Here is a 12,505-nt window from a genome sequence, read left to right on the forward strand (position 1 = left end):
ATGCGTCACCCCTGGGGGTAGGGAAGGGTCTTTGTACATCGGTCACCGCTTCGCGGATGACCGATGCCTATGGAGCGAGCACCCTTCGGGTGCCTCACGGATAAAGACCTTTTCAAAATGGTCTTTCGCCGAAAAAGCACCGCTTTTTCGGTGGAGATTATGCAGAATACCCCAGATGCAAGGAACTGAGAGTGAGGGCGAAGGGAGTGTGCTTACGCACATGACCAAGCCCGAATCTCGAAAGTGACGCCGCAGATGGGGTATTATGCAAAAGTCTCGGATAAGCCCTCTAGGTATATGATTACCCCAATGCTCAAATGCGTTACCTCTGAGAGGGAGGGGAGGGAGGGGAGAAAGGGTGAGATAAATTTGTAACTTTGTTGACCATCTGACACCTTTATATATATGCAGGATAAGCGGGCAGGCGAGGCCCCGGAACATATCCCTACCGATCCCTCCGAGGAGAGGGAGGCTGACGGGGAGCACTCCACCAAGCGGAGGCGCTCCTGGTGGGCTCGGCTACTGATCTGGCTGGGCGGGATCGTTGGTGCCCTACTCCTCGTGCTTGTGGTCTTTACCGCCCTGCTGATGATCCCGTCGGTCCAGACTCGGATCGCCAATCAGCTCCTGGTGACGATGGAGCGGTCTACGGGGCTGCGCATGTCGGTCAAGCGGCTGAGCGTCGGGTTCCCCGGCAAGCTCTACCTGGAGGGCCTTCAGGCACTCACTGTCGATGGTGATACCGTCCTCTACGCCAAGCGTCTGACGGCGCAGACGAATGCGATCGCCTACCTCCGCCACCGGGATCTGCCGCTGAGTGGGGTGGCTCTGGAGCGTGCGCAGCTGGACTACCACACACCGGGTGACAGCATGGTCCTAAGAGGGCATATCAGTCGCTTTGCGGTGGATCGGGGATCCTTTGACTCCTCCTTCAGCCACATGAGCTTCGGCACCGTGGAACTGTCGGATACGCATATGGACGTGCTGATCCTACCTAAGGAGAAAAAAGAGAAGGAGGAGCCGAAGTCTCCCCCGCCGACGATCCGATGGGACAAGCTGTTGCTTAACAATGTCTCCGCCACCTACACCGACTCGCCCGACAGCCTGATCATCGATGCACATATATATGATGCGCTCGTGAGCGGCGGACTGGTCGATCTGCCGGACTCCCTCTACACAGTGGACCGGGTGGATCTGCAGGCGGATCTAAATAAGGTGGGTGCCCCTCTGGAGATGCTTCCCTCACCCTGGGGGACTTCGATCAGGGGGGAGGCGATCCGCTACGGTGGCGCTGACGATCTGACTGCCCGGCTGAGGGAGGTCTCGCTCTCCACGGGCGATGGCTGGCAGCTCCACCGGCTCTCCGGCCTGGTGACGAAGGATAGGGAGCGGCTTCGGGTAGAGGAGCTGGTGCTGGAGCTGTCGCAGAGTAAGCTCGGCGGCGAACTGGATCTCCCCTTCACCGGCTGGAGACCTGATAGCGTCGGGACTCTCTCCGCTCGCCTTGCCGGTCGCATCTGCGCTCCGGAGCTGGAGCGCTTCGTCCCGATGGCAGGGGACCTCCCTGACCTCCCCCTCCGGACCGTCGTCACCGCCTCGGGGGACTGGCAGAGAGGTGTCGATGCGGAGATCCGACTCGAGGAGCCCTCTCTCCTCCGACTCCATGCCTCGGCGAGAGCCACATCGCTCCTCGGCGGTGGGCCGATGACGGTGAAGGGGCACTACGAGCTGCGCTCCGGCAAGGATCTCTCGCGACAGGTGGCGCAGCTGATGAAGTCAAAGAAGCCTCCCCGCTGGCAGATACCCGATGGCATGGACCTGGTCGGTAGTGGGAGCTATGATCCTCATGGAGGAGAGGTAGATCTCCGTGTCACTCTCCCGGAGGGGTATCTCACTGCGGTGGGGCACTACCGCCCGAGGAGCAAGAGCTACTCTGCTGATGTGGAGGCGGTCCGCTTCGATGTGGGAGCATTCCTCCCCTCTGACTCCATTGGTTGCCTCGACGGTCAGATCCACGCCAAGGGACACGGGACAGACCTCTACTCCGCGCGCACCTCAGCAGACGTTTTCCTCAATCTCGACAGCGTGGAGTACAAGGGGGCGACCTATCGTGACCTAGTTCTCCTCACGAGGCTCGATAAGAATAGGCTCTTTGCCGCACTCGACAGCGATAATGAATCGCTGCGGGCGACGGCTCAGATGGACCTTCTGCTCAAGAAGCATGACCTCAATGGGTCGGTCAATCTGTACGTCGACACCATCATCCCCGATCGGCTAGGACTACCGCAGTCGGTCGTGCGGGGCGGTCGGATCCATCTTAATAGTTACCTGAGGTCTGACCTGGATCAGTTCTACGACTTCGAAGGACGGACGATGGACTTCGTCCTGCAGCTCGACAACGGTGTACTGCGACCGCAGGAGACGGTGGTCCGAGCGCTCTCCACCGACAGCCTCCTCAGAGCGAGTGTGGAGAGTGGCGACCTGAGTCTCGCCTTTGCCTCCAAGAATGGGCTAAAGGAGTTTCAGCGACGACTGAAGGACCTCTCTCAGGTGGTCTCGACGGCACTCCGGGACACGACGGAGAGGCCGGATATGAGTCGCTGGATCGAGCATTACCCCGATGCCGACCTTCAGATCGATATGGGTCGAAATAATCCGCTACGGTACTACCTCGATGCGAAACGCATAGGAGCGCGGGAGATTCATCTCGGGCTGCAGGTGGATCCGGCGAAAGGGCTGAGAGGTGAGGGGATGATGCAGTACTTCCAGGCCGATACCTTCAGGGTCGACAATATCGACCTGATCCTGAGGCAGGACTCCGCCTTTGTATACGGGATGCTGACGGCACATAAGGAGCGCTTCCGCAATCAGTTGCCCTTCAATGCCGTCCTCTCCTTCTCCTCCAATATCCGCCGCTCCGAGGTGGCGCTGGACTGGCAGGATCACGAGGACCGGCACTTCCTCACGCTCGGTGCGGAGCTGTACAATAAGCCGTCCGGGGAGCTGATCTTCGGCTTCACCCCGACGCCGATCGTGCTGGCGTATAACACCTTTGTCCCCAAGGCAGAGAACTACTTCATCATCCCCCCAGATAAGGGTAAGATACGGGCCGACATCGACCTAAGGAGCGAGGATGGAGCGGTGATCAGCCTGAAGGACCTCCCGGGTGAGGGGAGACAGGAGCTGCAGGGTGTGATCCGAGATCTCAAGCTATCTGCTCTGGAGGGCATCCCGGTGATCCCCCATCTGGAGGGGGTACTCTCAGCGGACGTGCGACACATTACGCCGGATGGAGGGCAGCCCAGCATCACAGCCAGAGCCTCTCTGAGAGACTTTATATATGAGGATAAGAGAGTGGGAGACCTGGCACTCCGCGGATCTGCGGAGCCGGATAAGAGGGGACAGATGATTCGGGCGGAGGCTGACCTGGGCGAGCGGGAGCGGGTGGTGGATCTCCTTGCCTTCCTGCCCAAGGGAAGCGACGACAAGCGGTTTGACCTCCAGATAGATCACCTGCCGCTCGAGATGCTCAATCCATTCCTCCCCGATCAGTATGCAGAGGCTCACGGAGAGCTCTCGGGTGAGGTCGCCAATTATCTCACCACCGGCGACATCCGTACGGTACGGGCGCTCCCCTACAGGGGCGAGATCGCATTCCATCAGGGTGAGGTGTATGTCCCGGCGCTCAACGAGAGCTACCGCGTGGAGGACCAGAGGCTGCCGATCGTCGATGGGGAGCTGCTCTTCCGCCGCTTTGCCCTCGGGGCAAATGGCGGACAGCTGATCGTCAATGGCAAGGTGGGACTGGCGGATGCCTTCCCCCTCAACCTTAATATCATCGGCTCCAATCTGAGACTCCTCGACTCCGAGGAGACCTCCTCGACGATGCTCTACGGACGGATCAATGCCGATACCCGGCTCCACGTCTCCGGGCATCCGAGTGATCTGACGGCGAGGGGCAGGATCAGCATCCTGGGGAATACCAACTTCACCTACCGCACGCCCAAGTCCCAGCTCTCCGGCAGATCGGGGTACAAGGATCTGGTCACCTTTACCGACTTCTCCGACACCCTCTTCGTGGCACAGACGAGCCGTCTTGACTCGATCTCTCAGAGCGGGATGACGCTCGCCATCGACCTGCACGTCGACCCGGCGGCGCGCTTCACCGCTATCCTCTCGCCCGAGGAGCAGACCAAGGTCTCCGTCGTCGGCGGAGGGGATCTCAATCTCGACATGTCCCCCTACGGACCGATGAGACTTACCGGAACCTACGACATCAGGGATGGTGAGGTGGTGATGGAGATCCCTCCCGTCGTCCGGACCTTTACCATCGACGACAGCAGCCGACTCACCTGGTCGGGCGACCTGACGAAGCCGGCGATAGACTTCCGCGCCACGGCGAAGGTCTCCTCGCGCGTCTCCCTCCAGGGCGAGGAGGCGAGACCGGTGGACTTCAACGTCTCCATCATCGCGGAGAATACGCTCAATGACCTCGACCTACGATTTGAGACAACGGCGCCGAAGGACTTCGCTCTGCGCAATCGACTTGCCACACTGAGCGAGGAGGAGCAGACGCGGCAATCGATCATCCTCCTGACGACCGGCTATTTCTTCGGTAGCAACATCGGTTCGCCGGGCAATGGGAATAGTAACGCTATGGTGAATAATGCCCTTGCGGGTCTCTTCACCTCGCAGGTCAATTCGTTCCTCGGGGAGTCGCTCCATGCGGATATCAACTTCGGTATCACCAACGACCAGACCGCTGCGGGCGAAAGGACGGACTACACCTACTCGGTCGCTAAGCGGTTCTTCAACGACCGGATCCGCGTCGTCGTCGGAGGTCGGGTGATGACAGGTGCAGCGGCGGCCGGGATGGAGCAGTCCTTCATCGACAACGTCAGTATGGAGTACCGGCTCGACCAGGCAGGGACGCACTATCTGCGCCTTTTCCACAATAAGAATTACGAGAACTTCCTCGAGGGCGAGGTGATCGAGACCGGCGTCGGGTACGTCCTCCGCCGCAGGCTCGACTCCCTGAGGGATCTCTTCCGCTTCGGACGGTCGACCGACAGCATACCCGCCTATGCCGACATCCCCTCGCCGGAGACGCTGATCATAGAGGACCGATCCTCGCTCCGCAAGGAAGCGCCGGCGCTCTCGGACAGCCTCCAGATAGAGAGACCTTTACCCTTGAGAAAAAACGAAGACGAGCCATGAGACACAGGCACTATCTCTCGATCCTACTCATCAGCCTCCTGCTTACGGTGGCAGGCTGCTCGGTCGCCAAGTATATCCCCGAGGGGGAGACCTTCTACACCGGTATGGGGAAGGTGAAGATCGAGAACGCACCCGACATTGAGGAGATGCGTCTCGCCAAGGGGGATGTGACTCGTGTCCTCTCCTATAAGCCCAATGGCTCGCTATTCGGATCGTCGAGAGCTCGACTGCCTTTCACCTACCCCTTCTGGATCCAGCGAAACCTTGCCGGTGCGACCGATCCGCTGGGACGATGGGTGTACAAGAACTTTGGCAGCGAGCCGATCCTCCTCTCCACCGTCAATCCTCCCCTCCGCGCTCAGGTGGGGAAGCAGGTGCTGGAGGAGTACGGATTCTTCGGATCCACAGTGGTGCCGCACATCACCTACGACAAGGACTCCGTGACCGCCAAGGTGGGTTATGACATCACCATGAGCGAGCCACTTCGTCTCGATAGCATCGACTACAGAGTCCATATCGTCACGCCGGACTCCCTCGACCTGCAGGACCCGAGCACGCGGCTGCTCCACAAGGGCGACGTGCTGAGCGTGTGGCGTCTCGAGAGCGAGCGGCAGCGCATCGCCTCCGCTCTCAGGGACAGAGGGTACTACTACTTCCAGCCCGGCGATATCCACTACGATGCGGATACGCTGGCGGTACCGGGTAAGGCGCAGCTCCGGGTCGATCTCTCCGACAAGACCACTCAGGATGCGCTCCGCGTCTGGAGCGTCGGTCGGGTGACGTACGACCTCTACGACCGCCACCGCTCTGCCCTGACCGACTCCACGCTCTACGATGGGATCCTCTTCCGCTACCATGACCAGCCGCCGGTGAAGCTCCGCTTCCTCGCCTCCCGAGTTCGGCTCGAGGGCGGTCAGGTCTACAACGAGCGGTACCAGACCGCCACCATCACTTCGCTCTCGGAGCTTGAGACCTTTGCCTACACCAATTTCTCCTACACACCACGACACACGGCAGACAGCCTCTCCCTGCTCGACATCTCGATGGTCTCCATGGAGGACAAGCCCTATGCCGCAGAGTTAGAGGCGACCTATAGGCTCAAGTCAAATAATCAGACCGGACCGGGACTTGCCCTATCGATCAATAAGAGAAATGTCTTCCGTGGCGGCGAGACCCTCTCCATGCGATTGCAAGGGAATTATGAGTGGCAGACCGGGTACCGCAAGAGCAACCGGGAGTCAGCTGCCTGGGACATCAATAGCTACCTCTTCCTCCTCTCGACAGACCTAAAGTTCCCTCGCCTGCTGATCCCGGGACTCTACTACCGCCCCTTCACCTATCCGGCGTACAGTAAGCTCGGGCTCACCGCCGCGCTCCTCAGCCGTAGTGGCTTCTACCGTCAGATGCAGTTTGCCTACGACATGGAGTACCGCTTCGAGCCTTTCAGGGGGGTGCGCCACACCGTCCGGCCGCTCAGCGTCTCTTACAATCATCTCGTCCGGCGGACCGCAGCCTTCGACGAGGCTCTGGCGGCCAATCCGGGCCTCGGGCTCTCCTTCCGCAATCAGTTCATCCCACAGGCGTCTTACCTATTTGGCTTCGAGACGCGGGATCCCCTCTCACGTCACACCTTCTCCCTGGAGGCGTACGTCTCGGAGGCGGGCAATCTGCTCTCCCTCTGCTACCCCAAGGACACCCCTCGACCCTACCGCCTCGCAGGGGCGAGCTTCGCACAGTTTGTCAAGGGGACTCTCGAACTGCGGTACGCCTATCAGATCAGCTCCGCCATCTCGCTTGCCACGCGCGCTTACGGGGGAGCCATCTACAGCTACGGCAATCAGACCGTCGCACCCTATACGGAGCAATTCTACTCCGGAGGGGCCAATAGCCTACGAGGATTCAATGTCCGCACCCTCGGTCCCGGAGCCTACAGTCCGCTGACACCCTCGCCACTCTCCTTCCTCGACCGGACGGGAGACCTGCGACTGGAGGCCAATATGGAGCTGAGGGCAAAGGTGGTCGGCGACCTCGAGGTGGCGACCTTTGTCGATGCGGGGAATATCTGGCTCCTCCGCGAGGATCCCTCCAAGCCCGATGCCACCATCAGCACCCGACACTTCCTACAGGATGTAGCTCTCTCCACGGGTCTGGGACTGCGGTATGACCTCTCAATGCTGGTGGTCCGCCTAGACCTCGGTGTCGCCCTCCACAGCCCCGATCGGTCCGGAGGACATTACTTCAATACTCTGGGGGATAAGCACAATCTACCACTGGCACTTCATCTTGCCGTCGGATACCCCTTCTAATCCTTTTTACACAATCACTTCCATGACACGTAAGATCATCTATACCCTCTCCCTGATCCTCCTCGGCTCGCTCGCCCATGCCCAGACCGACTCGGTCACCGTGATCGGCTCCAGGCACGGCTACATGAGCGGCCAGACGAGACGAACCCTCGCCGCCATCGTCCTCCCCCGGAGCGGTCGCGTCGACATCACCTACCGCCTCGACCCCCGCACTCAGCGACTCGTGGAGCGATGCGAAGTACTCGCCAGCGACAGCCTCGTGGTTCGCGACCTCGATGACTACAAGGGTCGAGTCTCTTACGAAGCGATCCCGCTGGGAGAGAAGGGTCGCGCCCGCCTCACGACGGACAAGAGGGTCCTCTATCTCACCGCCGACGTGGCGGAGGATCCCCTCTACTCCCCCGACAAGCTCCGAGGCGAGATCGTCTCCGTCTCCATCAATGGCCGGAGCTATCCCCTCAAGCAGGTGGGCGAGCAGATCTCCCGTCAGCGCTGGCGCACCTACACCCCCCTATTCGTCCCCGGAGACACCGGCTCGCGCAACTTCCGCATCCCGGCTCTCATCAAGACCTCCAAGGGGACCCTCCTCGCCCTGGCAGACAGGAGAAAATACAATCAGACCGACATCCCTGAGGACATCGACCTGATCCTGCGCCGAAGTGAGGACAATGGCAAGACCTGGTCCGATCCCGATATCATCCTCCGCGGACAGGGCAGAGGAGCCGGCTATGGCGACATCTGCATCGTCGAGACCCGTCATGGAGAGAAGCTGATCATCACCTTCATCGGAGGTCCCGGCCTCTGGGGCTCCACGGCGGACAAGCCGATGCCGCAGTACGTCATGGAGAGCAGCGACGACGGTCGCACCTGGAGCGAGCCGCGCACCATGCAGCCGCAGCTCTACGGAACCAATTGCCCCGATCCGGATCGCCGGAAGTACTCCGCCTCCTTCATCGCCGCAGGACATGGCGCCACCGCCTGCTACGGACGCATCATGTATGTCGCTGCCATGTGGGACCCCGAGCGCCGCGCCTTCGACAACCGTCTCGTCTACAGCGACGACATGGGAGAGACCTGGCAGGTCTCCGAGCCCGCCTACGACCGCGGCGATGAGTCCAAGGTGATCGTCATGCCCGACCGCTCACTCCTGATGAGCATCCGAAATCCCCGCCGCGGCGACCGGATATTCTCTGTCAGCAACGACGGTGGCATCACCTGGGAGCAGACAGATCGCTACGCCGGTCTGCACGATGTCGCCTGCAATGGCGCCCCCTTCCTCACCTCTCCCGCCGACGGCATGCGCCTGATGCACACCCTCCCCTCCGGTCCCGGACGTCGTAACGGACGACTCTATACCTGGAGTGAGGAGAAGGGCTGGGACGACGGCATCCTCCTCACGCCCGGCTGGTGTGCCTACACCGAGGCGATGATGATCGACGACCACACCATCGGCTACATAGCTGAGGAAGACGAGGAAATGTCCCTCGTCTTCTACACCATCGCCCTACAGGACCTCCCGCTCATAGAGCCCTAAGTCGCCCTCTCGAGATCAGACACTGCTTGAGACTATGGAGAAAGGGTCCCGTATGATCTCTCCTGAGGAGATCGGACACGTGGTCGCACTCAGTCGGCAGTGGGCCGATCGCCCGCCCGATCGGATACTCTTCGAGCGAAGTGACCTCGACCCACAGGTCAGGTCTCAAGTGGCTCTGCAGGTGTCCCTTCTGGATAAGATGGCGAAGAAGATCCCCCACTTCCTGGAGTGTGGGGGATACATCCCACGGCGGGTCAATTTCGAGCAGTGCAGCAGTGAGCCGGCAGCTGAGTACAAGCAACGGCTCCTCTCCCCCTCCGATCGCATCCTGGATATGACCGGAGGGCTGGGGATCGATACCGCCGCCATGGCTAGTGTCGCCCTGCACAGTGAGGTCCTTGAGATAGTGCCTGAGATGGCCCTGGCACTGGAGTACAATCTCTCCCGCCTCCTGCCTCCGGGACGTGCGACAGTCACCTGCGGGGACGCTCTCGCACGGCTCGATCACACTCTGCTTGATGGCATCACGATTGTCTACGCCGATCCGGCACGGCGGGACATGGCGGACCCCGGTCGACGGCTGAGCAGCATGGCGGACTACACCCCCGCGCCTCTGCAGATCCTCTCACGCCTGAAGGAGCTGGACTACGGCGGACGCCTTCTCCTCAAGCTCTCCCCCATGCTGGACATCCACTGGCTGCTCGAGCAGCTGCCCACCTGCACGGATCTGCACATCCTCCAGGTCGGGGACGAGGTCAAGGAGCTGCTCCTCGACCTCTCCATGCAGCCGGCGACCTCACCGGTGACGATCCACCTCTCCATCGTCGACCGGCAGGGAGAGGTGACGAGCCGGAGCTACCCCCTCCCCACTTCGCTCACCGCAGAGACGCCCTATACCACTCAGATAGAGAGCTACATCCATATCCCCCGACCGGTGCTGATGAAGAGCGGAGCCTACCACCTCATCGCTGCAGAGCAGGGCATCAGGCTCCTTGGGCCCAATACCCACCTCTACACATCTCCCCGACCGATCCCCGACCCACTCTACAAGAGCTACAGGGTGCTGGAGGAGATCCCATACAGCAAGTCTGTCCTCAAGGGAATGGCGCTGAAGTCCCTCCTCGAGCGCTACCCCGCCCTCTCGGTCATGTCGCGTCACTTCCCGCTCACTGCTGAGGAGCTCAGGGGACGCCTCCGGACCGATGAGAGTGACCGGTACTTCCTCCTCGCCACCACACTGGGCGAGCGGGACCGTAAGCTCCTGATCCTCTCCAGAGACGACTGAGGGGGGGACATAGAAGAAGTACGACTGCCTTATATAAGACAGTCGTACTACCAGAAAGTTGCGGGGACAGGATTCGAACTTGCGACCTCTGGGTTATGAGCCCAGCGAGCTACCACTGCTCCACCCCGCGATATATCTTTCCTCCCTTTTGTAGTGCAAAGGTACTAAATATTCAGCGCATCTCCAAAAATCCCCCCACCCCAGCCCCGGGGACACGGGTAACTAAGGAGCAATGATGGTGCGGCCGACGTTGATCAGGCGGGAGGCCGGGTCGTCGAAGAGAGGGGTGTGATCGTCGGTGGGGCGGACCTGATTGTCCCGCCAGATCAGCTCCCTGACCGAGAGCGCATAGAGCAGCGGCGAGGGAGAGATGTCGAAGGTATTCCTCTCCACCACCACTCGCCCGTGGTAGTACTGTCCCTCCACCACGCGCCTCAGGACGGGGAAGATCGAGATCACGCCCTCGGTAAACTGGTACCGCGCCGTGAGGGCATTGACGAAGTGATTGCCGGTGATCCACACCTCCTCGCAGGGACCGCTCTCGTACCAGCCATTGGCATCTCCGCAGAGGAGGATGGCACTGCCGTGGGTGTGGTCAAAGAGGTTGTCCCGGCATACCACCCGCCGATGAGTGGAGAAGAGCGCCCCCCTGGCGCGATTGTCCCGGACGGTATTGTGTGCAAAGAGCACCGACGGCATGGCGGAGTAATTCTCCACCGCCATCTCCGCTGGGGCCTCCTCCGGTATCGGGTCGACCAGTTCGATCACCTTATGCTCCAGGTCGGTGGTGGTGATCCGGCTGATCGTGGTGGTCATCAGTGGGAGCAGCGTCTCCCGGTCGATCAGCCGGACAGAGTCGCCCTCCGCGCCCCAGGTGAGACCGAGCGCCTGTGGGTGGGCAAAGGTGGCAAGCACCCTCGTCGGCGAGAGGAGGCTGTCGATCCGGAGATAGACGCCGTGGACATTGATCGCATCGTCTGCCATCCCCTCGTAGAGCCCATACTGTGAGCGGATCTCTCCGCGACAATTAGAGAAATGGGTGGCATCCGCCTGCGTCGTGAAGTACCGCTCGCTCCCCTCTCGCCTCCTGACGGCAAAGTGGTCCAGCGTGATGTCTCTCGTGTCCTGCGCCACCAGCCCCATCCCGTCAGCAAAGTGGATCGTCACCCCCAGGAGGCTGATCCTCTCCGAGTCGGTGATCGTGATCCCCGGGGTGGGACGAGCCCAGCTCCTTAGCGCATACCGGTCCCCGACAGACAGGTAAGGGGTCTCCGCCCAGCCCTTGATCCTCAGACGACGGTCGTCCAGGCGGCTGATCGATAGGGGGTCAAAGGAGACATCTGCCCGGCCCGGCTTCATATGCCCATCGGAGGAGAAGGGAAGCGTCGACCCGACGGCAGTCTCCTGTCCCTCACCCAGCAGAACTACTCTCCGCCCCTCATCGATCCTGAAGCGGCTCTCCCTCGGCAGCCGCGCCACCACCTCGTCCCCCTCGATGGAGAGGATCTCCAGCTGAGAGAGCGTCGGCTCGGGGTAGTCTGTCGTCAGTCCGGTGATGGTCAGGTCGCTACAGTCGCTCACCACCACCGGCAGCAGACGGCCGTGGGCGAGGAGCGTGACCCCCTCCGCCTCTATGCGGGTATGGCGAAGCTGTCGGAGGAGGAGTGCGACCGCTCTCTCCTCGTGGTGGTCGTGATTGGAGATAAAGATCGTCTCCCGGGGCAGCGACCGCTCATGGACCGCATACTCCCCCGGCGCAAAGCGTATCACCAGGCTGTCGCTCTGCTCCGAGAGTGCTCTCGCCTCCCTCAGGAGGGCAGTCAGTCCGGGACCGCTGTCATGAGTTCGTCCCGGCAGGACGCCATACTTGGACGCCTCGATGGTGGTGATGCCCACCCCGGCAGTCAGCCCGAGTGGGAGCAGCAGCGTCAGTGCCAGTGCAGATACGACATTTCGGATCATCTTCATGGTAAGGTGGTCTATGGGGAGGCATCTCCCGATACACATTTCACACAAAAGTAGTACAAAAAGCTGACCCGATGCAGCGGAGAGCTAAGAGACACAGGGGTGACGCATTTGAGCGTTACAGGAGCCACTCCACTCATTGTGAAGAGTGGTGAACGATGCACCCCGACAGGGGTGCCCGCTTTTTAGACCCGGGTC

General features: G+C 61.0%; 5 protein-coding genes and 1 tRNA gene. 4 read left to right on the forward strand and 2 right to left on the reverse strand.

Annotated features, from left to right (window positions below; all coding sequences use genetic code 11):
- The first annotated feature begins 405 nt into the window (after positions 1-405).
- The 4 genes from B088_RS07310 to B088_RS07325 are packed head-to-tail and all read left to right on the forward strand — an operon-like array spanning position 406 to position 10,342.
- Entirely contained in the window at positions 406-5,217 is a 4,812-nt protein-coding gene (locus tag B088_RS07310) for a translocation/assembly module TamB domain-containing protein (protein ID WP_018107767.1), read from the forward strand.
- Positions 5,214-7,523 (forward strand): translocation and assembly module lipoprotein TamL, encoded by a 2,310-nt coding sequence (gene tamL, locus B088_RS07315; protein WP_018107768.1) that lies wholly within the window; start codon positions 5,214-5,216, stop codon positions 7,521-7,523. The genes B088_RS07310 and tamL overlap by 4 nt, the downstream gene beginning before the upstream one ends.
- A gap of 22 nt (positions 7,524-7,545) precedes the next feature.
- Positions 7,546-9,057, forward strand: coding sequence for a sialidase family protein (locus B088_RS07320; protein ID WP_018107769.1), 1,512 nt, complete (start codon positions 7,546-7,548; stop codon positions 9,055-9,057).
- A 34-nt stretch (positions 9,058-9,091) separates the two neighbouring features.
- The gene (locus B088_RS07325; RefSeq protein ID WP_245546736.1) at positions 9,092-10,342 is read left to right on the forward strand and encodes a THUMP-like domain-containing protein; all 1,251 of its coding nucleotides are present in this window, start codon (positions 9,092-9,094) and stop codon (positions 10,340-10,342) included.
- A 58-nt stretch (positions 10,343-10,400) separates the two neighbouring features.
- Here the strand turns inward: B088_RS07325 and B088_RS07330 are convergent.
- A tRNA-Met gene (locus B088_RS07330) sits at positions 10,401-10,472 on the reverse strand.
- 92 nt (positions 10,473-10,564) lie between these two features.
- Positions 10,565-12,310: an alpha-1,3-galactosidase-related protein gene (locus B088_RS07335; RefSeq protein WP_018107771.1), complete on the reverse strand. Its 1,746-nt coding sequence runs from the start codon at positions 12,308-12,310 to the stop codon at positions 10,565-10,567.
- Positions 12,311-12,505 lie beyond the last annotated feature (195 nt).

Origin of the sequence: Porphyromonas bennonis DSM 23058 = JCM 16335 (genome assembly GCF_000375645.1) — a bacterium.
In the GTDB taxonomy this organism is placed as follows: domain Bacteria; phylum Bacteroidota; class Bacteroidia; order Bacteroidales; family Porphyromonadaceae; genus Porphyromonas_A; species Porphyromonas_A bennonis.

Bases quoted from the DNA above. Each gene is read 5' to 3' on its own strand.
- B088_RS07320 (WP_018107769.1), top strand. From the start codon at position 7,546: ATGACACGTAAGATCATCTATACCCTCTCCCTGATCCTCCTCGGCTCG.
- tamL (WP_018107768.1), top strand. From the start codon at position 5,214: ATGAGACACAGGCACTATCTCTCGATCCTACTCATCAGCCTCCTGCTT.
- B088_RS07310 (WP_018107767.1), top strand. From the start codon at position 406: ATGCAGGATAAGCGGGCAGGCGAGGCCCCGGAACATATCCCTACCGAT.
- B088_RS07335 (WP_018107771.1), bottom strand. From the start codon at position 12,310: ATGAAGATGATCCGAAATGTCGTATCTGCACTGGCACTGACGCTGCTG.
- B088_RS07325 (WP_245546736.1), top strand. From the start codon at position 9,092: ATGGAGAAAGGGTCCCGTATGATCTCTCCTGAGGAGATCGGACACGTG.